The organism is Streptomyces fradiae ATCC 10745 = DSM 40063 (assembly GCF_008704425.1).
Taxonomy (GTDB): domain Bacteria; phylum Actinomycetota; class Actinomycetes; order Streptomycetales; family Streptomycetaceae; genus Streptomyces; species Streptomyces fradiae.
The window spans coordinates 6,327,696-6,351,114 of the sequence record NZ_CP023696.1 but is presented as its reverse complement, the minus strand read 5'-3'; the positions used below and the strand labels follow the sequence as shown (position 1 = coordinate 6,351,114).

The following is a 23,419-nucleotide window of genomic DNA, read 5'->3' as shown; positions in this document are numbered from 1 at the left end:
GAGCGGAGGGGGCCGCGGCTGGTCACGGGCGCCCCCGGCGACCCACCGGATGCGTTCCTTCCCACACGTAACGGCACGGACGCGAACGTATGCGAAACCACACCGTGAAGTTGTGCAAAAAGCGGCCTCCCACCCCGTCTTTCGGTGGAGGCTCGTCGTCAAGGGTGCGTGGCCGAGTTACGCGCGGAAGAACGTTTGGGAGAAGGTGGGAACGTTGCGGCCCGAAAGCACGGACGGCAGCGGCGGGGGCGGTCTGGCCGTCCCCATGGACTGGCTGTGTGCCGAGTACCTGGCCGATGAGCTGCTGCGCGGAGGCGGGCTGGTGGAGACCGGCTCCCTGGAGTACGTGGCGGGCCGCCGGACGCTCGCGCTGACGGTCTACCTCAGCGACGGCGCCGCCCCCGAGGAGCGGGTCGGCGAGTGGCTGGACCGCACCTCGCACGGCCACCCCTGGCCCCAGTGGGTGCGCGGGCGGCTCGCCGCGCGACGGGAGCGCGAGGGCGACGGCGAGCCGGGGCTGGCCCTGGCGCTGGAGACCTGGCGGCTGCTGGAGGAGACCGAGCTGCTCGCGGCGGACCTGGGCGCGCTGCCCGCTCCGTCGGCGGGCCGCCCGGTCGCGGTGGACGAGTCGGCGCGGACGTGGCTGCCGTCGTGGCAGCTGGGGCTGCCGCTCGGCCACCTGTCGCTGCACCTGTACTGACCGCCGCGCGGGCCGCGGAGGCCGCGCCGACGAGCGCCCGCGCGCCCCGCGCCGACCACCTGGAGCCCGCCGTGGGAGCGGCTGCCCCCGCCGGGGGCGGGGCCGACCGCCCGCGTGCCCGGCGAAGGCCGACCGCCTGGGGCCGGGCACCGCCCCCGCCGACCGCACGGGGGGGGCTCGCCGGGCGCCCGCGTGCCCGGCGAGGACCGGGCCGGCCGACCGCGTCCCCCGCAGAGGCCGGAAAGCCACCGTTGCCGGGCCGGGGAGGCGCCGGTCATGCTGAGCGGGCCGGGCCGCCGGCGCGGGCCGGCGCCGCGCCGGGCGCGGGTCCGTACGGCTGGGCGGGAGTGGTGGTGGTCCGGATGGTCGAGGCGGCCCCGGCCCGCGGGGTGACCCTCGGCGTCGAGGAGGAGTTCCTGCTCGTCGGCGCGGACGACGGGGCCCCGGCGGGCGGCGGGCGCGACGTCGTGGACGCCGACCGGGCGCTGGGCGGCCCGGGCGGCGGGCCCGGCCTCCAGCGGGAGCTGCTGGCCACGATGGTGGAGACGGCGACCGGCGTGTGCACCGACCTGGCGGGGGTGCGCGCCGAACTGGCCGCCGCCCGCGCCCGCCTGGAGCGCGCCGCCCGCAAGGCCGGGCTGCGCCCGCTCGCCAGCGGCACGGCCCCGATGGCCGCCCCGGCCCGCGCGGTCACCCCGACCCGGCACTACCGGCAGATGGCCCGGCTGTACGGGCGGCTCGCCGACGAGACGGAGACCTGCGGCTGCCACGTCCACGTCGGGGTGCCCGACCGGGAGTCGGCCGTGGCCGTCCTCAACCACCTGCGCCCCTGGCTCCCGGTCCTGCTGGCGCTCTCCGCCAACTCCCCCTACCACCAGGGGGCCGACACCGGGCACGCGAGCTGGCGGGTCCTCGTGCTGTCCCGCTGGCCCACCCACCAGATACCGCCCCGCTTCGCGTCGGCCGCGCAGTACGACCGGACGGTGGCCGCCCTGCGCCGTACCGGCGTCCTGCCGGCCGGAGCGCGGAACGCGTACTGGTTCGCCCGCCCCTCCCACCATCTGCCCACCGTCGAGGTGCGGATCGCGGACGTCGCGCCCGGCGTCGACGGGGCCGTCCTCCAGGCCGGGCTGACCCGCGCCCTGGTGACCACGGCGCTCGACGCGGCCACACGGGGCCGCCCGGCGCCCCGGCTGCCCGACCACGCGGCCGCCGCCGCCCTGTGGACGGCGGCCCGGTACGGGGTGGGCGGCCCCGCCCTGCACCCGCTGACCGGTGAACGGGTCCCCGCGGCCGAGGCGGTACGGGCCCTCCTCGACCGCGTGCGCCCCGCTCTGGAGGCGAGCGGCGACGCGGCGGAGGTGCGGGAGCTGGCGGAGGCGGTGCTGGCCCGCGGCACGGGCGCCGACGCGCAGCGCCGGGCGGGCGCGCGGGCTACGCCGGGGCCCGGTGGACGCCCGCCCGGTACTTGGGGACGCGGACGGTGACCTTCATGCCCGCGCCGACCCCCGTCTCCACCACGAGGCCGTAGTCGTCGCCGTACACCTGGCGCAGCCGCTCGTCGACGTTGGGCAGGCCGATGCCCGACGACCGGGGGCCCTGGCCCGCCAGGACGGCGCGCAGCACGGCCGGGTCCATGCCGACGCCGTCGTCCTCGACGGTCACGACGGCCTCGGCGCCCGCGTCCCGCGCGGCGATGGTGATGCGGCACGCCGTGCGGGAGTCCTCCAGCCCGTGCTTGACGGCGTTCTCCACCAGCGGCTGGAGGCAGAGGAACGGCAGCGTCACCGGCAGCACCTCCGGCGCGACCTGGAGCGTGACCTGGAGCCGGTCGCCGAAGCGGGCCCCGGCGAGCGCGAGGTACTGCTCGATGGCGCGCAGTTCGTCGGCGAGCTGCGCGAAGTCGCCGTGGCGGCGGAAGGAGTACCGGGTGAAGTCGGCGAACTCCAGCAGCAGTTCCCGCGCCCGCTCCGGGTCGGTGCGCGTGAACGAGGCGATGGCGGCCAGCGAGTTGTAGACGAAGTGCGGGGAGATCTGGGCGCGCAGAGCGCGGATCTCCGCCTCGATCAGGCGGGTGCGGGACAGGTCCAGCTCGGCCAGTTCGAGCTGGACGGAGACCCAGCGGGCCACCTCGGTGGCGGCGCGCACGAGGACGGCGGACTCGTGGGAGCCGTACGCGACGAGCGCGCCGGCGACGCCCTCCTCGCCGGTCAGCGGGGCGATCACGGCCCACCGCAGCGGGCAGCCCGGGTCGGCGCACCCGGCCCGTACGCTCTTGCCCCGGCCACTCGCCACGACCTCGGCGACGTGCTCCATGACCTGCTCGGCGTGATGGCCGGCGCCGCTCCCGTCCCAGGCGAGGACGGCCGTGCGGCCGGTGAGCGCGAGCGCCTCGGTGCCGAGGAGGGGACGCAGCCGGCGCGCGGCCTTGCGGGCGGTGTCCTCGGTGAGCCCGGCCCGCAGCGGCGGGGCGGCGAGGGACGCGGTGTGCAGGGTGTGGAAGGTGGCGCGCTCGACGGGCGTGCCGAGGTCCAGCCGGTCGCGGCCGTCCCGCCGGGCGGCGGCGCGGCCGAGCGCGAACCCGGCGGCGAGCAGCAGCGCCCCGGCGGCGGCGAGCGCGGCGAACAGCGTCCCGCTCACCGGTCGGCCGCCTCGGTGCGGGGGCGGCCCAGCAGCCCTTCGGGCAGGTGCAGCCGGGCCAGGGTCGCGAGGGCGTGGGGCGGGACGCGGCGGGGCGTGGCGAGCGAGACGCCGGCCATGGTGAGGAAGCCCAGCGGCACCGACCACACGGCGGGCCAGGCCATCAGGGTGTGCGGCCAGCCGTCGGGGGCGAGTCCGGCGCGGGTGGCCATCACGGCCGTGAGGGCGGCGCCCCCGCCGGCGAGCAGCCCGGCGACCGCGCCGGGCGGGGTGAGGCGCCGCCACCAGATGCCCAGCACGAGCAGCGGGCAGAAGGAGGAGGCGGACACGGCGAAGGCGAGGCCCACGGCGTCGGCGACCGGCACGTTCCTCGCGACGACGCTCAGGGCGAGCGGCACGCCCATGGCGAGGAGGGTCGCCAGGCGGAAGGGGCGCACGCCGCGCGAGGGGAGCACGTCCTGGCTGAGCACCCCGGCGACCGACATGGTGAGCCCGGACGCCGTCGACAGGAACGCGGCGAACGCGCCGCCCGCCACCAGCGCGCCCAGCAGGTCCCCGGTCGTCCCGCCGACGAGCCGGTCCGGCAGGACCAGCACGGCCGCGTCGGCGTCACCGGTCAGGGCCAGCTCGGGCGCGTAGATCCGGCCGAGCGCCCCGTACAGGGGCGGCAGCAGGTAGAACGCGCCGACCAGGCCGAGGACGACCAGGGTGGTGCGGCGGGCGGCCCGCCCGTCCGGGCTGGTGTAGAAGCGCACGGCGACGTGCGGGAGGCCCATGGTGCCGAGGAACGTGGCGAGGATGAGGCCGTAGGTGGCGTACAGCCGCTGCCCGTCGGGGCCGCCGCCGGACAGGGCGCCGGACCAGCCGAGCGGGTCGTCCGGGTCGGGGGCGCGTTCGGGGACGCGGGCGCCTGCCGGGAAGCCCAGGACGGTGCCGGCCTCGACGCGGTGCAGCCCCTCGCCGAGGGTGGTCCGCGTCCCGCTGTACGGGGCGCCGTCGACCGTGCCGGTCACGGTGAGGGCCAGCGGGGCGTCGAGGTCGAGGCGGACGGTCTCGTCGACGCGGACGGACGTGTGCTCCCGGAACGCGGCGGGCGCGTCGAACCGGGCGCGCGGCGCGTCGTCGGCGGTCCAGGCGGCGACCAGGAAGAGCGCGGGCACGAGCAGGGCGGTCAGCTTCAGCCAGTACTGGAACGCCTGGACGAAGGTGACGCTGCGCATGCCGCCCGCCGCGACGGCCGCGGTGACGACGGCCGCGACGAGGAGGCCGCCGAACCACTCGGGCGCGCCGGTGAGGATCTCCAGCGTGAGCCCGGCGCCCTGGAGCTGGGGCAGCAGGTAGAGCCAGCCGATGCCGACGACGAGGAGGCTGGCGAGGCGGCGCACGTGCGGCGACTCCAGGCGGGCCTCGGCGAAGTCGGAGAGCGTGTACGCGCCGGAGCGGCGCAGCGGGGCGGCGACCAGGACGAGCAGCACCAGGTACCCGGCGGTGTAGCCGACGGGGTACCAGAGCATGGCGGGGCCCTGGAGGAGGACCAGTCCGGCGACGCCGAGGAAGGAGGCGGCCGACAGGTACTCGCCGCTGATGGCGGCGGCGTTGAGGCCGGGCTTGACGGAGCGCGAGGCGACGTAGAAGTCGGAGGTGGTGCGGGAGACGCGCAGCCCGAGCGAGCCGATGAGGACGGTCGCGGCGACGACGGCGGCGACCGCCGCCATCGCGTACGTCTGGTTCACCGGCCCGGCTCACCTGCCTTCGACGAGGCCGGTGAAGTCGCGTTCGTTGCGCTCGGCGCGGCGGACGTAGCGGCGGGCGACGAGCCACAGGAGGGGGTGGACGGCGACCCCGAGGGCGGCCCACAGGAACGGCTCGGGCGACGGGGCGGGCCGGCCGGGCGCCAGCGCGGCGGGGAGGGCGAGCAGCAGCGGCAGGGTGCCCACGAGCAGGGCGAGCGCTCCGAGCGCCCCGAGCGCGGCGCGCAGCTGGCTGCGCATCAGGGACCGGACGTAGGTGTGCCCGAGGGTGGTCTGCTCGCTGATCTCGGAGCGGGCGGGAGCGTGGCCCGGGGGGCGGCGGCGGCCGGAGCGGGGCACTCCGGTGACGGTCTCGCGCCGGGGGCGGGGCGTCGCGGGCTGCGGCTCTGGGGGCATCGGCGTCCGGGGGGGGGTCGGGGTGGGGTGCGGGCGTGCGGGAGGGGTGCGGGGTGGGCGGGCGCGGGAGGGGGCGCGGGACGGGCTTGCGGGCCGGGCGGGCGCGGGAGGGGACGGAGGTGCGGGTGCGACGGTGGGCCCGAGGGTGTGCCAGGGGTCTCCGGGGCTCGGGTGGGTGGAGTGTACGCGGATCCCCGGCGGTCGGGTAGGCGGGTTGTCCGACCCGTGACCCGCCGCCCCGGTGGCGTCGCGCTCGCGGGCGGGGGGGCTACGCGCGGACGTGGCGCATCAGCAGGTCCCGCAGGTGGCGGGCGTGGCGGCGGCTGACGGACAGCTCGGCGGCGCCCACCCGGACGGTGGTGGCGCCGCCGTCCAGCCGCAGTTCGTCGATGCGCCCGAGGGCCACGAGGTGGCTGCGGTGTATCCGTACGAAGCCGCGCGCCGCCCAGCGCTCCTCCAGCGTGGAGATCGGGATGCGGACGAGGTGGCTGCCGTCCTCGGTGTGGAGCCGCGCGTAGTCGCCCTGCGCCTCGACGTAGGCGATGTCGTCCACCGGCACGAAGCGGGTCACTCCCCCGAGCTCCACGGCGATCTGCTCGGCGGGCGCCTGGACGGCCGGCGCGGGCCCGGACAGGTCGCTGACCCTGCGTACGGCCTCCGCCAGGCGCTCCTTGCGGACCGGCTTGAGGACGTAGTCGACCGCCTGCAGGTCGAACGCCTGCACGGCGAAGCCCTCGTGGGCGGTGACGAACACGACGAGCGGGGGCCGGGCGAACCCGGCGAGCAGGCGCGCCACGTCCAGGCCGGTGAGCCCGGCCATGTGGATGTCGAGGAACACCACGTCGACGGCGTCCTCCCCGTCCGGACCCGCCTCCAGGGCGCGGCCGATGCGGCGCAGCGCCTCCGTCGCGTCGGTGGCGCCCTCGGCGCTGCGGACGCGCGGGTCGGCGCGCAGCAGGTAGAGCAGCTCCTCCAGGGCGGGTTTCTCGTCGTCGACGGCCAGTACGCGCAGCATGCAGCGGAGTGTAGGCGGGCACCGGGCGGGCGAGAAGCGGTCACCGGACCGGGGGCCGCCCGTCGGGGGGCGGGTGGGCAGGGTGGGGCGGGTGGGGCGGTACGCGGGCGCGGGTCGGGGTCGTCGGGTCCGGGCGCCGCGGAGCGCGGCCGGGGCGGGGCGCCGGTCCGCGTCCCGGGTCCGTGCGGTCCGTACGCGGCTCCGGGCGGAGGGGGGCGAAGGCCCCGGGTCGGCGGGAGGGCGGGCCTCCGGTGCGGGTGTGGGGCGCGGCGGCCCGGTCGGGCGGCTACTTCAGCAGGCGCGACAGGCGGCGGTCGGCCAGCGGCCTGCCGCCGGTCTGGCAGGTGGGGCAGTACTGGAGCGACGAGTCGCTGAACGACACCTCCCGGATCGTGTCGCCGCACACCGGGCACGGCTCGCCGGTGCGGCCGTGGACGCGCAGCCCGGACCTCTTCTCCGACTTGAGCCTGCCCGCCTCCACCCCGCGCGAGCGGGCGACCGCCTCCGCGAGGGTGGTGCGCAGCGCCTCGTACAGGGCGGTGATCTCGTCCTCGGTGAGGTTCCGGACGGGTTTGAAGGGGGACATGCGGGCCGCGTGGAGGATCTCGTCGCTGTACGCGTTCCCGACCCCCGCGATGAGGGACTGGTCCCGCAGGGCGCCCTTGATCTGCCGCCGCTCCCCCGCCAGCAGCGCGGCGAACGCCTCCCGGTCGAAGGACCCGGCGAGCGGGTCGGGCCCCAGCCGGGCGACGCCGGGCACCTCGGCCGGGTCGTGGACGAGGTGGACGGCCAGCCGCTTGGCGGTCCCCGCCTCGGTGAGGTCGAAGCCGTCCCCGCCGGTCAGCGCGGTCCGCAGGGCGAGCGGGCCCTTGCCGGGGCGGGGCGGCCCGGAGGGCAGCGTGTCGCGCCACCGGAGCCATCCGGCGCGCGCCAGGTGGATCAGCAGGTGCAGGCCGTCCGCCCGGATGTCGAGGAACTTGCCGTACCGGCCCACGGAGGTGACGGTGGCCCCTTCGAGGGCGGAGAGCGGGGGGTCGTAGGTCTTGAGGACGCTGATCGCCACGGGCAGGACGCGGGCGATCTCCTTGCCGGTCAGATGGTCGTCGAGGAACGCGCGGAGCGCCTCCACCTCGGGCAGTTCGGGCATGGTTCCAGCCTGCATCAGGAGGCGGCGCCCCGCCTCGCCGGGCACACCGGCGGAACCGTGCAGCGCGCCCGGTCCCCGCGCACGGCGCCGGCCGCCCGGCCCGGTCGCCCCTCAGGTCCGCCACATGCGGCTGCCCGCCTCGCCCGCGGGGCCCACCGCCCCGAGGGCCGGCCGCCTCCCGCGGCCCTCCGCCGGCCCGTCCGCCACCCCGAACTCGCACCACACGCACTTGCCGCCGCCGCGCGACTCGACGCCCCACACGTCGGCGAGCCGGTCCACGAGGACCAGCCCCCGCCCGGACACACCGCTCGCGTCCGGGTCGCGGCGGCGCGGCAGGGCGCTGGAGCGGTCCTCGACCTCGACCCGCAGCCGCCGCTCGGTCCCGGTGAGCATCCGCAGGGTGACGACGGCTCCGCCGTCGGTGTGCAGCAGCGCGTTGGTGATCAGCTCGTCGGCGGCCAGCTCGACCTCGTCGGCCAGCTCCTCCGCGCCCCAGGCCCGCACGGCGGCACGGATCATGTGGCGGGCGGAGCGCAGCGCCTCCGGGTCGTTCTGCGCGACGTGCTGCTGGAGCTTGCCGCCCGTCTGGGGGGCGTAGCCGTGGCGGCGGCGCAGCAGCAGGATCGCCACGTCGTCGTCGCCGCCCCGGTCCCCCACCGCCTCGCAGAGCTGGTCGGCGAGGGTCTGGAGGTCGGCCGGGCCGTTGCGCACCCGCGAGGTCAGCCACTCCATGCCCTCGTCGAGGTCGGCTCCGGGCTGCTCGACCAGGCCGTCGGTGTAGAGGACGAGGGTCTGCCCCGGCTCCAGTTCGAGGACGCTGACCGGGTAGTCGAGCGCGCCGAACTCGGCGGAGAGCCCGAGCGGCAGCGCCCCCCGCACGGACACCCGGCGGCAGTCGCCGTCCGTGTCGCGCAGCAGCGGGTCGACGTGGCCCGCCCGGACGGCCTGGACGACGCCGGTCGCCGTGTCCACCTCCATGTAGGTGCAGGTGGCGAAGCGGTCGGTGTCCAGTTCGCGCAGGAAGACGGAGGCGCGGGCCATGACGGTGGCGGGGCTGTGGCCCTCGGCGGCGTACGCGCGCAGCACGATGCGGAGCTGGCCCATGACGGCGGCGGCGTGCGTGTCGTGTCCCTGGACGTCGCCGATGACGGCGCCGACCCGGCCGCCGGGGAGCGGGATCACGTCGTACCAGTCGCCGCCGATGTCCCGGCCGAGGCGGGCGGCCCGGTAGCGGACGGCGACCTGCGCGCCGGGGATGTCGGGGATGCGGCGCGGGAGCATGGCCTGCTGGAGGCCCTCGGCGAGGTCGTGCTCCTGCTCGAACAGCATGGCCCGCTGGAGGCTCTGGGCGATGCTGCTGCCGAGGGCGACGAGGACGTCCCGCTCCTCGGGCGTGAAGCCGTTCTTGCCGCTGTAGAGCAGTCCCAGGGCGCCGATGGGCCGGGCCTGGGCGATGAGCGGGAGGTAGGCGGCGGCGGTGATGCCGAGGTGCGTGAGGTGCGGCCAGAGGATCGGGTACGAGGAGGCGAAGTCCTCGGGCGACTCGATGAAGCGGGGTGTGAGGGTGCGGACGACCTCGCTCATCGGGTACTCCTCGTCCACGCGCGTCCAGCGGGTGCCGGGGACGTAGACGCCCTGCGGGCCGTCGGCGACCAGGTGGATGCGGCCGGCCTCCAGCAGGCCCATGACGACGCTGGTCGCGCCGAGGTGCTCCAGCCCGTGGGTGTCGATCAGCACGTCGATGACGTCCTGCACGGTGCGGGCGTGGGCGAGCGCGGCGGTGGTGGACTCCACGACGCTGCTCTGGCGGCGCCGCTCCTCGTCCGCCTCGCGGCGGGCGGTGGCCTCGGCGAGCTCCAGGGTCGCGTCCCGGACGATGCCGATGATGCGGTGCGGGCGGCCGGTGCCGTCGCGCTGGATGCAGCCCTGGGTGTGGGTCCAGCGCAGTTCCCCGGCGCGGGTGCGGACGCGGAAGTACGCGCCGTAGTGCGAGCTGCCGCCCTTCAGGGCCTGCGCCACCATGCCGTCGAGGCGGGTGGCCTCGGCGGGCGGCACGCGGCGCCCGAGGGTCTCGGGGCGGCCGTCGTACTCGGCGGGGTCCATGTCGAAGAGGCCGAGCGCGGTCCCGTCCATGTGCATGAGCCCGTTGTCGAGGTCCCAGTCGAAGCTGCCCATGCGGTTCAGGGACAGGCTGAGATCCGAATCCGCGGGCCAGTCCTCGGGAAGCGACAGGGCGTCCGCTGCCGGATCAACCATGGGGCCACTCTGCCATCATTTGTCTGTTTTATCGACTGTTGCGGCCATGGTGGCCGCGCGCCCCGCACCCTCCGCCGGCCCTTCCGGAGCCGCCGGGAGCAGCGAGGAGCCGGGCGGCCCGGCGGCGGTACGTCGCGCCGCGGGCCGCCCCCCGGCGGGTCGCCGCCCCGTCACGGGCCCGCGGCCGGGTCCGGCAGCGGGCCGTACAGGGCCCCGCCGTCGGGCGGGGTGCCGGACCCGTCCGGGCCCGTGAGCCCCTCGAAGCCGGGGTCCGCGTCGGAGTCCGGCCCGTCGGGGGCCGTGCCGCCCTCGGCGCCGGGGTCGCCGGCACCGGTGTCCGCCTCGTAGCCGGGGCCGTCCTCGGCGTCGAAGCCACCGGCGTCCGGCTCGGAGTCCGGCTCGAAGTCAGGCTCGGGGGCCGGCTCGGGGACCTGGGGCGGGCTCGACGGCCGGGAGGGGGTGGCGGGCGGCGGGGGCACGGCCGAGCGCCCCGCGCCGCCGGGCGGCGCGGCGGAGCCCGAGCCCGCCCCGGCGCCCGCCGCCACCGGCGCGTCCGCCACGTGCCGGGCGGCCTCGTACGCGGGCGGCACGGCGGGCTCGCGGTCCCGGTCGCCCCGGCTGCCGGTCGCGCGCTCGAGCCAGGTCTCGTTGAAGACGTTGACGACGAGCAGGCTCTCGAGCGCCCGCCGCGTGGGGCTGACCAGCACGACCCGGTCGGGGCGGAAGCCGGGCCAGGGCTCGCCCCGGTAGGCGGTGGCGGGCGGGGCCTGGGCGGCGGTGCGCAGCGGTGCGCCCGCTGCGCACCGGACGCGCGGCGCGCCGTACGCGTCGACGAGGACGGCGGTGCCGGTCTGGAGGACGGCCTGGTACGGGACCGCCTTGCCGTCGCGGTAGCCGTGGCCCGTCACGCGGGTGTCGGCGCGCAGCATCACGGGGGTGAGACCGCGCAGCCACGCGCCGAGCCCGCTCGGGGTCACCCCGGCGGCCTGGGCGAAGGCCCGTGACTTGGCCGTGTCGGCCGCGAGGAGGCGGGCCTGCTGGTCCACGTCGCAGCTCGGCAGGGAGTGCGTGCCGCCGTACAGGCCGGGGGTGGCACCGTCCACGGTGCGCGGGGCGGGCGCCCCGGCGGCCCCGGCGGGGGCGGAGGGCCCGCCGGAGCCGGACGGCGAGGGGGGTGGCGAGCCGGACGGCGAGGGCGCGGCCGGCCGGGCGGCGCGGTCGGCGGTCAGCACGGTGGAGGCGGTGAACGGGCTCGGCCCCGGTGCTGCGGCGGGCTGGAGCAGGGGGACGGCGCCGGCCGCCGCGGAGGGCCGGGCGGCCGGGCGGCCGCCGTCGCCCCCGCAGCCGGCGGCGAGCAGCCCGGCGAGGGCCGCCGCGGCGGCCGCGTAGGGGTGACGGGGTCGTACCGAGGGGCGGCGTGTGGGTGGACGCACGCGCATCTCCAGCCTTTCCACCGAGCTGACCGGACCGTTTCCCTTCATGTCTGCCGGACCGGCGGCCCGCCCGCAACCGGGGTTCGGCCGCCCGGGAGGGGCCGGACCCCGGTTGAACGCGTCCGGGCGGCGGCGCTACGCTCGACGGCAGGCGGTATTGAACGCGTTCAACACGAGTGGCCGCCCGAGCGGTCACCCCGCGCCGCCCGCGCGGTCACCGCTCCGCCCCGTGACGAGGAGCCGCCCGCATGACGCCGCCCGCCCGCCCGCTCGGCCGCACCGCCCCCGCGGGCCCGCCCCGCCTCACGTACCCGGAGGTCGGCGCGACCCGCACCCCGCAGGCCCTGCCCGGCGGCTACCACCACCTGCGCCACCGCACCCTCGTCGGCCACGGCCGTGGCGCCTTCGAGGCGGCGGGCACCGCCGTCACCACCTGGCGGATGCACCGCGCCGCGGGCACCCGCCTGCGGGCCGACGCGGTCCGCGCCGCCCCCGGCGTGCGCGTCCGGGTCGCCCTGGGCCTCGGCCCGCTGGAGTACGGCGTGCCGTGCGAGGTCGTGTGGACCGCGTACGAGCGGACCCGGACCGGCTTCGCGTACGGGACCCTGCCCGGCCACGCGGAGATCGGCGAGGAGGCGTTCGTGGTCGACATCGCACCGGACGGCTCGGTCTGGTTCACGGTGACCGCGTTCAGCCGCCCGGGCCGCTGGTTCACCCGGCTGGCCGGGCCGCTCGTGCCGGTCGCGCAGCGCTGGTACGCCCGGCGCCTCGGCCGGACCGTGCGGCGCGTCGCCCGCGGCTGACCGGCCGCTCGCGCGGGAGGGCGCGCGGCCGATACTGGAGGGGATGGAGCCGTTCGCCTGGTTCGCCTCGTCCGACTACTGGCTGGGCCGGCTGGTCTTCCAGCGGGGTCTCGCCGGTGTGTACCTCGTCGCGTTCCTCTGCGCCGCGCTGCAGTTCCGGCCGCTGATCGGCGAGCGCGGCATGACCCCCGTACCGGCCTACCTGCGCCGGGTGCCCGCGCGCCGGGCGCCGAGCCTGTTCCGGCTGCACTACTCCGACCGGTTCTTCGCGGTGTGCGCCTGGACGGGCGCGGGGCTCGCGCTGGCGCTGGCGGCCGGTGCGGGGGACGCGGTGCCGCTGGCCGTGTCGATGCCGCTGTGGGCCGTGCTGTGGGGGCTGTACCTGTCGATCGTGAACGTCGGCCAGACCTGGTACGGATTCGGCTGGGAGTCGCTGCTGCTGGAGGCCGGGTTCCTGGCGATCTTCCTGGGCAACGACGAGACCGCGCCGCCCGTGCTCCTGATGTGGCTGCTGCGGTGGCTGGTGTTCCGCGTGGAGTTCGGCGCGGGGCTGATCAAACTGCGCGGCGACCGGTGCTGGCGCGATCTGACGTGCCTGTGCCACCACCACGAGACCCAGCCGATGCCGGGCCCGCTCAGCTGGTTCTTCCACCGGCTGCCCCGGCCGCTGCACAAGGTGGAGGCCGCCGCCAACCACGTGACGCAACTGGTCGTCCCCTTCCTGCTGTTCGCCCCGCAGCCGGTGGCGACCGCCGCGGCCCTGACGATCGCGGTGACGCAGCTGTGGCTGGTGCTGTCGGGGAACTTCGCCTGGCTGAACTGGATCACGATCGTGCTGGCCCTGTCCGCCGTCGACGGCCGCCTCGTGACCGAAGCGCCAAACCTGCCCGGCCCCCCGCTCTGGTACGCCGTCGCCGTCACCGCCGTGACCGTGCTCGTGCTCGCCCTGAGCGTGCGGCCCGTGCGCAACCTGCTCTCCCGCCGCCAGGCGATGAACCGCTCCTTCGACCCGCTGCACCTGGTCAACACCTACGGCGCCTTCGGCACGGTCGGGCGGGTGCGGTACGAGATCGTCGTCGAGGGCACCACCGAACCGGTGGCGCGCGAGGGAACGGTCTGGCGGGCGTACGAGTTCCGGGGCAAGCCGGGCGATGTGCGGCGGCTGCCGCGCCAGTTCGCCCCGTACCACCTGCGGCTGGACTGGATGATGTGGTTCGCGGCGCTGTCCCCGGCCTACGCGGCGCAGTGGTTCGGGCCGTTCGTGGAGCGGCTCCTGGAGGGCGACCGGGACACGCTGCGGCTGCTGCGGCGCGATCCGTTCCCGGGCGCCCCGCCGGCCCTGGTCCGGGCGCGGCTGTACCGGTACCGCTTCACCACCTGGCGCGAGCTGCGCTCCACGGGCGCGTGGTGGGAGCGGACCCCCGTACGGGACTTCCTGCCGCCCACCCGCCTCGGCACGGCGGCCCCCGGCGACGGGAGCCGCGCTGCGTGAAGCCGTGGTCAAAGGTGGTGGGCTCGGGCGGTCTCCGCTACGTTTCAGCGGCGGTGCGCCGGGCCGAGCGGATGCCGATGACGTTCGGCCCGGCGGGTCCGCCCCGCCGCGGCGGCCCGTCCGGTGCGCTCTCCCGTGCCGGCACCGGACGGCACCCGCGACCTCCGACGGACCGGGGGTCCCGCGCCTCGGGAGGCCCCGGGCGTGAGACGCCCCGCGCCCCCGCCGTCCTCGCCGGCGGGGGCGCGGGACTCACGCGCGGGGACCTCGGGTCCGGCGCCCGCCCGGCTCGGTCCATGCCGGACGGGACGTGCGGCTCGGGCCGATGCGGGGCGGGACGTGCGGCTGGGTCGATGCCGACCGGACACTGGGCTCGGTCGGCGCCGGCCGGACGCCCGGCTCAGTCGATGCCGGGCAGGATGTGCGGTTCCGCGAGGTCGTCCTCGTAGCCGGCGAGCCGGATCGGGGCCGAGCGGGCCCACACCTCCAGGCTGCCGAGCTCGTCCGAACGGCGGGTGGGCCGGCCGGAGAACTCCGACGGCTGCTCCTGCGTGGTCGCTTCTGGTGTCACCGCGCACTCCTTAGTGTCGCGAACCTGTGGGACGTGTCATGCCGTTCGGTCGCGGTGGCGCCGGCTTCCGGTCCGGAGCGCGGCCCCTCGGTGGCAGGCCGGTCCAGCGGTCGGCACCAGGGAGTTCGTGGATCCCGGTCGGCCGACCGTCCGCCTCAGACTAACCACATGAGCGCATGCGCGCTCGATGGAACGCGTCACACCCACGAGATCCGGACACAATGGCCCGGAGTGCCCCATAGCAGGGCACTCCGTGTCGTCAACGGCGGTCGCCCGTCACCACTTTCCGGGCGCGTAGTCCTTCAGGAAGCAGCCGTACAGATCCTCGCCGGCCTCGCCGCGCACGATCGGGTCGTACACCCGCGCCGCGCCGTCGATCAGGTCGAGCGGGGCGTGGAAACCGGCCTCGGCCAGCCGCATCTTGTCCGGGTGCGGCCGCTCGTCGGTGATCCAGCCCGTGTCGACGGCCGTCATGAGGATCCTGTCGGACTCGAACATCTCCTGGGCGCTGGTGCGCGTCAGCATGTTGAGCGCGGCCTTCGCCATGTTGGTGTGCGGGTGCCCCGCGCCCTTGTAGCCGCGACCGAAGACGCCCTCCATCGCCGAGACGTTCACCACGTACTTGCGGCGGGCCGGGGAGGCCGCCATCGCCGGGCGCAACCGGCTGATCAGGATGAACGGCGCCGTGGAGTTGCACAGCTGCACCTCCAGCAGCTCCACCGGGTCGACCTGCTCGACCGTCTGGATCCAGCTGTTCACCGGCGCGAGGTCCGGCACGAGGCCGCCCGCGTCGATGGCCGTGCCCGCGGCGATCCGGGCCGGGGACGCGGAGCCGCTGACCAGCGCGAGGGCCGTGACCTCCTGGGCGGTGAGCCCGTCGCCGCCGCGCGGCGACGGCAGGGCCGCCACGGACTCGACGGCGCCGCTGCCGAAGGTGCCGATGACCTCCGAGGCGGGCAGCTCACCGGCGGGCAGCGGCGCCGACTCGGCGGCGACCAGCTCGCTGTAGGCGCTGCGGGAGCGGCGCACGGTCTGCGCCGCGTTGTTGATCAGGATGTCGAGCGGGCCGGCCGCGGCGACGGAGTCCGCGAGGGCGACGACCTGCGCCGGGTCGCGCAGGTCGATGCCGACGATCTTCAGCCGGTGGATCCACTGGTCGCTGTCCGGCTGCGCCTTGAAGCGGCGGACGGCGTCCTTCGGGAAGCGCGTCGTCACGGTGGTGTGCGCCCCGTCGCGCAGCAGCCGCAGCGCGATGTACATGCCGATCTTGGCCCGGCCGCCGGTGAGCAGGGCGCGGCGCCCGGTGAGGTCGGTGCGGGCGTCGCGGCGGGCCCGGTTCTCCACGGCGCACGAGGGGCACAGCTGGTGGTAGAAGGCGTCGACCTGGACGTACCGGTCCTTGCAGGTGTAGCAGGAGCGGGGGCGCTGGAGGATGCCCGCGATCTCCCCGACCGCGGACGAGCTGGGCAGCAGGCCCTGCGTCTCGTCGTCGATCCGGTCGGCCGAGCCGGTGGCCGTGGCCTCGGTGACGGCGCGGTCGTGCGCCGTCTTGGCGGCCCGGCGCTCCTGGCGGCGCCGCTGCTTGACCGACCGGTAGATGCCGGCCGTGGCGCGCCGGACGGCGACGGCGTCCGGGTGGTCGACCTCCAGCTTGTCGAGCTCCTCGAGGACGCTCAGGCAGACGGCCAGGCGCTCGGGGTCGATTCCCGGCCCGTACGCCTGGTTCTCTTCTGTCACCGTCATGGCCGCTGCCGTTCCTCGATCACTCGTTTGCCACGTTCCAAAAGTGGCACTTTACGGAGCGGACGCCCCGCCCGCCAAACCCGGCCCGGCGGCGGCCCGCCGGGGCGGGGCGTCGAACACGCAGTCGCCGCACAGTCCGCCGCCGGGGCAGCGGTAGTACAGGCAGCAGGTGCGGCGGCGCAGCGCCGGCCGCTGGAGCGTGCCGGCGAGGTCGGGGTGGTCGAGCAGTTCGGCGGCGAGCGCGGCGGCCCGCCGGGCGGCGTCGGGGCGGCCGTTGCGCTCCGCCCAGCGGGTCAGCTCCCGTAGGGCCCCGCCCAGCGCCGACCCGGAGTTGCCCCGCAGCAGAGCGGGCGAGACGGGCCCGGCGGCCCGGAAGGCGGCGGCGAGCGGTTCGAGGTGCCCGTGCTGGACGGTCCGCAGCAGCTCCGGGGCGGTGGCGGGCCCGGCCCCGGTACCGGACCACCAGAGCTCGTCGGGCGTGGAACGGGCGGGGTCCCAGTGCAGCGTGCCGGGCGAGAGGTCCGGGACGGCGCCGTGCAGCGCGGCGGCGCCGAGGGCGACCGACCAGAGCCGCGCGGCCAGCCCGAGCTGGGCGATGGAGGCGGCCACCCGGTACTCGGGGGTGCCGAGCCGCTCGGCGACCAGGGCGACACGCCGGGCGAGCGGGGCGGCGCGGGGGCCGGACTCCGGAGCACCGGGGCCGGCGTCAGGCCCGCCGGGGTCGGCGCTCATCGCGTGGGGGTCGGTGCTCATCGCACGGGGGCGGGAGCCGTGGCCGTCCGGGCGCCTATCCGGCCCGTGGGGCGCGCCCGCGTACACGTCGGCGAGGGGGAGGTACGGGCCGGGCCCCGGCGGCTCGGCGGCGAGGACGAAGAACCCGCCGACGGCGCTCACCGCCCGCAGGTCGGCGGCGGTGAAAGCCCGTACCCGTGCCGCGTCCGTGCCCATCCGTAGCCCCTCCCCTGGTCCCGCCCGGCCGCGCACCACGGTAGCGGTGCGCGGCCGGGCGGGACCATGCGGCCCACAGGGGCGGCGGGGGCGCCGTCAGAGGTCGACGCCGCCCCTGCGGAGATAGGACAGCGGGTCGATGTCGGAGCCGTATCCGGGGCCGGTGCGCACCTCGAAGTGCAGGTGGGGGCCGGTGCTGTTGCCGGTGGAGCCGGACCGGGCGATGCGCTGTCCGGCGCTGACGGTCTGCCCCGCGCGGACGGTGAGCGCCGACAGGTGGGCGTACTGGCTGTACTTGCCGTCGTCGTGCCGGATGACGACCTGGTACCCGTACGACCCCGCCCACCCGGCGGAGACGACCCGGCCGGAGGAGACGGCCTTGACGGAGGTGCCGGTGGGGACGGGGAAGTCGACGCCCGTGTGGTAGCCCGAGGACCAGGAGGATCCGGGCTTGCCGTACCGGGTGCCGGGCGCCGAGTCGACGGGAGCGCTGAGGCCGCCGGAGCGCGGCTTGGCGGCCGCGGGCCGGGTCTGCGGCTTCGGCTCGGCCGCGGGACGCGGCTGCGGCTTCGGCTTGGCCACGGGCTGGGTGCGGGGTTTCGCGACGGGCTGGGGCTTCGGCTTGGCCGCCGGCTGGGGCCGGGGCCGGGCGACGGGCTGGGTGCGGGGCTCGGCCTGCGGCTTGGCGGCCGGTCTCTTGGTCTCGGCCTGCCACTGCCCGGCGTCGGTGTCCGGCTTGGCCTGCGGCCGGGTGCCGGAGGGCGGCTTCGTCGTGGTGTGCGGCCGGTCCGGGGCCTTGGTGGAGGGTCCGGTGCCGGGCTTCGGCTTGGCCGGGGCGGCGGCGCGCAGCGTGAGGCGCTGGCCGGGGAAGATCAGGTCCGGGTCCTCGCCGATGACGGAGCGGTTCTGCGCGTACAGCCGCTTCCAACCGCCCGGCACGCCCTCGTCGGCGGCGATGCCGGTGAGCGTGTCGCCGCGGGCGACGGTGTAGCTCTCGCGGCGCTGGTTGGGGATGGTGGTCGGCGTGGCGGGCCGCTGGTCGCGTTCGGCGCGGTCGCTTCGCGTGGTGGCGGCCTGGACGGCCGGTGCCTCGCCGCCGCGGGCCAGTCCGGCCCGTTCGGAGCAGGTCGGCCAGGCGCGGGGCCCCTGGCCCTTGAGCACCTTCTCGGCGACGGCGATCTGCTGGTCCTTGGTGGCCAGGTCGGCGCGGGGCGCGTGGCGCGTTCCCCCGTACGCCTCCCAGGTGGCCTGGGTGAACTGGAGCCCGCCGTAGTGGCCGTTGCCGGTGTTGGTGTGCCAGCGGCTGGTGGACTCGCAGGCGGCGACCTTCTCCCAGACGTCGACGGACGCGGCGTGGGCGGTACCGGCGCCGATCAGCGGCAGCGCGCTGCCGATCGTGACGGTTAACGAGGCGCGGTTGAGACGGCTCGGCTGCTGCCGACGGTGTCGTCCCCGAACGGCCATGGCGGTACCCCCCTGTGCACAGGTCAGCAGCCGCCCAACCTAGAGGCGGGCGCCAGGGCGTGACAAGGGGGCGCACAGAGCGCAGGGGGCGCGGACCGCCCCGTACGTGGTCGGCAGCCGCACGGCGGGGCGGGAGCGCGGCGGAGCCCGTACCACCCCACGGGAACGCCCGCACGACGCGCCCGCCGCCCGCGCGCCGTGCCAGGGGCGGGCCCTTCGTACCGGTGAGGCCGGGACGGCACTCGTACGCCGGGCGGCGGCGCCGGGTGCGGGCCGGCCGTGCCGGTGCGCCGGGCGCCTGGGGCGTGCGGGCCGCTTCCGCGCCGGGCGGGCCGCACCCCGCGCCGCCACGAAGCCGGGCCCGCCGGGGCCGCCCGGACCCGGCGGGCCGGGGCCCGGACGGTACGGCGGCACGACTCGGCGGCCGAGGGCTCCGGTGTGCCCGGGCGATCGGCTCCGGGGGCTCGGGGTCCGCAGCGCGGCGCGGCTCGCTCAGCTCAGGGGGCCGGGGGCCGGATCGGGGTCGGGCACCGGGTCGGGGCCGGGCGGCTTCGGTACGGGCTCCGGGGTGGGCACCGGCCCGGGGGCCGGGTGCGGCGGCGGAGCCGGCACGGGACCGGGTCCGGGCGCGGGCACGGGCGGTTCCGGGGCGGGCGGCTCCGGAACGGGCGCCGGGTCGGGCATGGGCGGCACGGGGTCGGGTCGGGGCTCGGTCATGGCCTCTCCCTGCGGAACGGCGTCCCTCCCTGTCGAGGGTCTCGCGCGCCGTGTTCCCCGGCAGACGGTGACCATGCCTTGCCGGGCACGCGGGATCCCGCCGGCGCTCCGGGCCCCTCCCCCGCGGGGGAGGGCGCCCGATCAGCGGGCGGCGGGCACGGCGTGGGGGCTGCGCGCGGTGTCGGTGCCGGGGACGGGGGCGGAGGCGTCGGAGCCGAGCTCGACGATCCGGTTGTCCGCGTCGACGTGGACGACGCGCGGCACGAGGGCGCGCGCCTCGGCGTCGTCGACCTGGGCGTAGCTGATGAGGATGACCAGGTCGCCGGGGTGGACGAGATGCGCGGCGGCGCCGTTGATCCCGATGACCCCGGACCCGCGCTCGCCCTCGATGACGTACGTCTCCAGCCGGGCGCCGTTGTCGATGTCGACGATGTGCACGAGCTCGCCGGGCAGCAGGTCGGCGGCGTCCATCAGATCCGCGTCGATGGTGACGGACCCCACATAGTGGAGATCGGCCTGCGTCACGGTGGCCCGGTGGATCTTGGACTTGAACATGGTACGCATCATCGAGGTACTCCCGAACATAGGCTCCCTGCCTGCGTTTGTGCAGGTCAAGGGCGGTTCTCCTACCCTACAACGAGTCGCGTCCCGGGCAGCTTCCCCCAGGTTCTCCCAGACCCGTGCTGACCATTGCCGACTCCTCCGACACATCGCCAGGTGCTCGCAGGGGAGCTTCGCCCGTCCTCCTGTTCCCCACCGCGACGACTGCACAAGCCTACGCAGCGCCCTGCGCCGGGTGACCGTGATCACCGTCACTCCGGCGGTCCCGGGCGGCGGTCAGGAGCCGGAAGCAGCCTCGTCCCGCTTCAGGTGGCCGCCCGAGGGGCGCCGACCCTGTCGTCCCGGGCCCGCTTTCTCGCACGGCCGGGAAGGCGTCACCGGTGCTGTCCGGGGAAGACCCGCCGAGCGGGCGGAGCCGGGGACCCGCCACCGGCCTGCAGGGGCGACGGACCTCACGCCGGTTCGATCTCGCCGGGACGCCAGCTCTGGTCGTACCAGCTCTCGAGCGGACCGTAGAGACGGAGCATGACGAACCACCCCTTGCCGGGAACGGTCCGCACCCAGTTGCCCTCCCGTCCCTCGGGCGCCGTCGGGCCGAAGTGGACGACCGTGTCGCCGTCGTCCTCGGGACGGACGGCGCCCGACAGGCTGTTCACGCTCGGATACGGGTCGTCGGTGCGCAGCAGCGAGCGGGTCTGGGGGTCGTAGACGTTGACGGCCCAGAAGTTCTTCGCCGGGATGCCGCGGGGCAGCGTGAGCGTGTAGTGCCGCGCGCCGTCCAGCCATGCGCCGGTGGAGTCCTCCGCCGTGTAGGCGTACTGCGAGCCGGCCCCCACGGGGGCCGCCGCCATCGCCGGGGAGGTGCCCGCACCGACGTAGTGGAAGACCGCCCGGGCGTCCAGCAGCCGGGCGCCCTCCGGGGAGAGGAACGCGTGGCTGTGTGACGGCCACGGGGTCTTCCACGACGAGCGGCCGGGATAGAGGTAGAAGCTCGGGTCGCGCGGCTTGAAGGCCAGCGAGCGCACGATGCCCGACGCCGTCCTGGCGGCGGTGTCGAGGATCGAGCGCATGCGGTCGTCCGGCCGGAACGGCCTGCCGGGCACGATGCCGATCGCGGCGAGCAGTCCGGCCCGCTCGGGGTCGAGCGCTGCGGGCGGCTCCTGCTGGGCGAGGGTGTCGATCTCCTCGTAGAACGAGAAGTCGTTGGCGTGGACGGTGTTGAAGTCGGCCTCCGCCCAGTTGACGAAGCGCTGCTCGGGCGGGTCCGCCGCGGCGGACAGCGGGTAGATGCGTGCCGTGAGCAGGCTCTGCTCACGGCCAAGCGCGCGCAGCAGCACCCAGGAGCCGTAGGTCGCCGGGCGCACGACGTGGTACCCGTCCGGGACGTCGCCCTCGTGGCCCGGGGGCAGGAAGAGGTACTTGCCGCCCTTGCCCCGGTCGGGTCCGGCGATGCCCATGTCGGTGACGTAGCGCTGCCACAGGTCGTTGACGAAGCACAGCGAGTCGCCCGGCACCTCGATCACGGTGGGCCCGTCCTGGTCCAGCGCCAGGAAGGTCATGCCGTACGTCGTCTCCGTGTTCGCCGTGAGCACCCTCGGCGCCGAGCTGCAGCGCGGGGCCGCGAAACCGATGGTGTGGGAGTCGATGCCGACCTCCCGCAGTCCGCGGCGCATCGCCACCATCGAGGCGCCGGGCACGCAGTCGAGGAACACCTCGATGCCGCGGAGCAGGTCGAGCGTGTCGTAGCCGCGGGTGACCGTGTCGGGCAGCGGCAGGCCGTCGAAGAAGTCCATCGCGCCGAAGACCGTCTCCAACCGGTCCGGGACGCTGATGGAGGCAAGGGTCTCGGCCGACGTGCCGGGGGCGGCACCGTCGCTCACTCGGGGCATCGCGTCTCCTCCTGGTCTGGCCGTTCCGTCGGGACGGTCCTCCGGCTCAGTGCGCCGTCCCGAGGGGCGGAGTCCGGTGGGCGGGAGCGCTCACGCTTCCCCGCAGGGCCCCGGGGGTCCTCGCGGATCGCCCGCATGAGGACGCGTCCGCCGCCCGAGCGGACGAGCCGCCGCCGGCCGCGGAGCCTCCGTCCTCGCTCGTCCGGTTCGCGGGGCTCACCCTTGTCGGCCCGCTCCGGAGTCGGGGATCGACTCCATGACCCGTGGTGGGCCGTGGTGCGGTCCGTGCGGTCTGCTGCAAGGGGTCGCTCCGTCCGTGGGAGGGCCGTCACTCCGACCATGGGCGCCACCCCTCACGGACCACCACCGCACCTAGGCCATCGGAGGGCCTTGGGAGCCGCGCGGTACGCGGCTCGGCTCGGCTCGGCTCGCGGCGGGCGGCGTCAGGGCCGGTCGCCTGCGAGCCGGCGGGCGCGCCGCCCGCCGGCCGGCCGCTCCGCACGGAAGGCGGGGGGCCGGCGGGCGGTGGCGGTCAGGAGGTGTGGGGGCAGTTGCCCCGGTACTCCGCGATCGTCAGGCTCGGCTTCGGCAGGGGGCACAGGAACTGCTCGTAGCGGGTGTCGTCGTCGATGAACCGCTTCAGCCAGCTGATGCTGTACTTCGCGATCGTCGTGTTCGACGTGTTCGGGGCGAAGTGGCCGGCGTTGTTCAGCTCCAGGTACGCCCGGTCCAGCGAGGACGGCAGGCTCTCGTAGAACGGCTCGGAGTGCGAGCGGACCGGGGCGATGGTGTCGCTGTCGGCCCCCACGACGAGGGTGGGCGTCTTGATCTCGGGCCAGCTCTTGTCCAGGTTCCACCCGGTGAGCGGGATGGCGGCCTTGAGCGAGGGCCGGTCCTTGGCGGCCTCCAGCGTGCCTCCGCCGCCCATCGAGTGGCCCATGACCCCGAGCCGCGTGCCGTCCACCCTGCCGCGGACGCTGCTGGACTTCGTGAGGTAGTCGAGCGCGGCCAGCAGCTGGTCGCCGCGGGAGGCCGGCTGGTCGGAGGTGGTCCTGGTGTCGATGGTGAACACCACGAAGCCCTGGGAGGCGAGCCGCGGGCCCAGCCAGGCGATCGAGGACTGGAGCGCGGTGTATCCGGGAGCGATGGCCACGGCGCCGAAGGTGCCGTCGGCGGTGCTGGTGGGGTAGTAGATCGTGCCACCGCCGAACCCGGACACGCTGTACCGGGAGACGCTGGTCTCGGAGACGGCGTACGTGCCGCGTGGGGCCGTCACGCTGGACTCGGTGGGGGCCGGGCCGCGCTCGTAGGGGTTCTCGGCGGCGTTCGCGCCGCCGGCGAGCGTGGTCGCCAGGCCGGCCAGCGCCGCCGCGGAGGCGAGGACGCCCAGGAGCGGGCCGCGGGAACGGCGGCGGTGCCGCGCGGGTCCGCCGCCGGGTGTGGACGCGGAGGTGTGGGGGGATGCCTGCATGAGCGTCTTCCTCTCGCCTCGCCTCCCGGCGGCGGGTGTGCGGCGCGCCCGGACGTGGGCGCCCACCGGCTTCCGGCGGGTGCCGTCGGCCGGGGCCCTGCCCCCGGAGGTCGAGGAGGACGGTGGATCGGGGGTCGTGTGCGTCCGTGCGGTGTGGGGCTCCCGGAGCGCGGAACGCTCCCGGCCGGACGCCGTGCGGCCGGCTCCCGGGACCTGCCCGGGACGTCGGCCGCGCTCAGCGTAGGAGCGGCGTCGTCGCCCGCGCATCGGTGGAATCACCGGTCTCCCGGCCCGCGCCGAGCGGGTCGTGGCCGCTCCCCTCTGGGCTGCCTCCCCGATGTGTCCGATAATCGGCTGCCCGGAGCAGCGTGATTCCGCGCGGTTCGCCACCCGGTTCACGCGGGGTGGCAGCGGATCGGGCG

The 23,419-nt window shown here is 76.4% G+C and carries 18 protein-coding genes; 4 read left to right on the top strand and 14 right to left on the bottom strand.

Annotation, left to right across the window (positions count from 1 at the left end):
- The first annotated feature begins 214 nt into the window (after positions 1-214).
- Both CP974_RS27710 and CP974_RS27705 read left to right on the top strand, forming a co-directional pair.
- On the top strand, positions 215-700 hold the full coding sequence (locus CP974_RS27710; RefSeq protein WP_031135779.1) for a hypothetical protein: 486 nt from the start codon (positions 215-217) through the stop codon (positions 698-700).
- A gap of 362 nt (positions 701-1,062) precedes the next feature.
- Positions 1,063-2,187, top strand: coding sequence for a carboxylate-amine ligase (locus CP974_RS27705; protein WP_051839956.1), 1,125 nt, complete (start codon positions 1,063-1,065; stop codon positions 2,185-2,187).
- On the opposite strand, the gene CP974_RS27700 is transcribed toward CP974_RS27705, so the two are convergent.
- The 7 genes from CP974_RS27700 to CP974_RS27670 all read right to left on the bottom strand — a co-directional run bounded on the left by CP974_RS27700 (position 2,135) and on the right by CP974_RS27670 (position 11,338).
- Positions 2,135-3,340 (bottom strand): histidine kinase, encoded by a 1,206-nt coding sequence (locus CP974_RS27700; RefSeq protein WP_031135783.1) that lies wholly within the window; start codon positions 3,338-3,340, stop codon positions 2,135-2,137. The two genes, CP974_RS27705 and CP974_RS27700, sit on opposite strands and share 53 nt — an antisense overlap.
- Positions 3,337-5,073 carry a sodium/solute symporter gene (locus CP974_RS27695; RefSeq protein ID WP_031135785.1) on the bottom strand — a complete coding sequence of 579 codons (1,737 nt, stop codon included), beginning with the start codon at positions 5,071-5,073 and terminating at the stop codon, positions 3,337-3,339. The genes CP974_RS27700 and CP974_RS27695 overlap by 4 nt, the downstream gene beginning before the upstream one ends.
- Before the next feature lie 9 nt (positions 5,074-5,082).
- Positions 5,083-5,487 carry a hypothetical protein gene (locus CP974_RS27690; protein ID WP_069979118.1) on the bottom strand — a complete coding sequence of 135 codons (405 nt, stop codon included), beginning with the start codon at positions 5,485-5,487 and terminating at the stop codon, positions 5,083-5,085.
- A 268-nt stretch (positions 5,488-5,755) separates the two neighbouring features.
- A complete protein-coding gene (locus CP974_RS27685) occupies positions 5,756-6,502 on the bottom strand; it encodes a LytR/AlgR family response regulator transcription factor (protein WP_031137375.1) in 747 nt (248 codons plus the stop codon).
- A 286-nt stretch (positions 6,503-6,788) separates the two neighbouring features.
- Positions 6,789-7,649, bottom strand: a complete 861-nt coding sequence (locus CP974_RS27680) for an Fpg/Nei family DNA glycosylase (protein ID WP_031136674.1) — start codon at positions 7,647-7,649, stop codon at positions 6,789-6,791.
- Between the two features lie 111 nt (positions 7,650-7,760).
- Complete coding sequence (locus tag CP974_RS27675) at positions 7,761-9,905, bottom strand: SpoIIE family protein phosphatase (RefSeq protein WP_078915918.1); 2,145 nt, start codon at positions 9,903-9,905, stop codon at positions 7,761-7,763.
- A 170-nt stretch (positions 9,906-10,075) separates the two neighbouring features.
- The gene (locus CP974_RS27670; protein WP_159311440.1) at positions 10,076-11,338 is read right to left on the bottom strand and encodes a DUF6777 domain-containing protein; all 1,263 of its coding nucleotides are present in this window, start codon (positions 11,336-11,338) and stop codon (positions 10,076-10,078) included.
- A gap of 248 nt (positions 11,339-11,586) precedes the next feature.
- Here CP974_RS27670 and CP974_RS27660 point away from each other — a divergent pair, with 248 nt between their 5' ends.
- Together CP974_RS27660 and CP974_RS27655 are read left to right on the top strand one after the other, a co-directional pair.
- Positions 11,587-12,141, top strand: coding sequence for a DUF1990 domain-containing protein (locus tag CP974_RS27660; protein WP_031129130.1), 555 nt, complete (start codon positions 11,587-11,589; stop codon positions 12,139-12,141).
- A 43-nt stretch (positions 12,142-12,184) separates the two neighbouring features.
- Positions 12,185-13,633 carry a lipase maturation factor family protein gene (locus tag CP974_RS27655; protein ID WP_031129129.1) on the top strand — a complete coding sequence of 483 codons (1,449 nt, stop codon included), beginning with the start codon at positions 12,185-12,187 and terminating at the stop codon, positions 13,631-13,633.
- 400 nt (positions 13,634-14,033) lie between these two features.
- On the opposite strand, the gene CP974_RS29845 is transcribed toward CP974_RS27655, so the two are convergent.
- The 7 genes from CP974_RS29845 to bdeA all read right to left on the bottom strand — a co-directional run bounded on the left by CP974_RS29845 (position 14,034) and on the right by bdeA (position 22,997).
- Positions 14,034-14,204, bottom strand: a complete 171-nt coding sequence (locus tag CP974_RS29845; protein WP_162887733.1) for a hypothetical protein — start codon at positions 14,202-14,204, stop codon at positions 14,034-14,036.
- Positions 14,205-14,480: 276 nt separating this feature from the next.
- A complete protein-coding gene (locus tag CP974_RS27650) occupies positions 14,481-15,947 on the bottom strand; it encodes an SDR family NAD(P)-dependent oxidoreductase (protein ID WP_031129128.1) in 1,467 nt (488 codons plus the stop codon).
- 51 nt (positions 15,948-15,998) lie between these two features.
- Positions 15,999-16,895, bottom strand: coding sequence for a (2Fe-2S)-binding protein (locus CP974_RS27645; protein ID WP_031129127.1), 897 nt, complete (start codon positions 16,893-16,895; stop codon positions 15,999-16,001).
- A gap of 96 nt (positions 16,896-16,991) precedes the next feature.
- Positions 16,992-18,359, bottom strand: a complete 1,368-nt coding sequence (locus tag CP974_RS27640; RefSeq protein ID WP_031129126.1) for a peptidoglycan DD-metalloendopeptidase family protein — start codon at positions 18,357-18,359, stop codon at positions 16,992-16,994.
- Positions 18,360-19,217: 858 nt separating this feature from the next.
- Positions 19,218-19,643: an aspartate 1-decarboxylase gene (gene panD, locus CP974_RS27630; RefSeq protein ID WP_031129124.1), complete on the bottom strand. Its 426-nt coding sequence runs from the start codon at positions 19,641-19,643 to the stop codon at positions 19,218-19,220.
- A gap of 446 nt (positions 19,644-20,089) precedes the next feature.
- Entirely contained in the window at positions 20,090-21,526 is a 1,437-nt protein-coding gene (locus tag CP974_RS27625; RefSeq protein WP_031129123.1) for a DUF1254 domain-containing protein, read from the bottom strand.
- Positions 21,527-22,058: 532 nt separating this feature from the next.
- Entirely contained in the window at positions 22,059-22,997 is a 939-nt protein-coding gene (gene bdeA, locus CP974_RS27620; protein WP_031129122.1) for a bis(hydroxyethyl) terephthalate hydrolase, read from the bottom strand.
- Positions 22,998-23,419 lie beyond the last annotated feature (422 nt).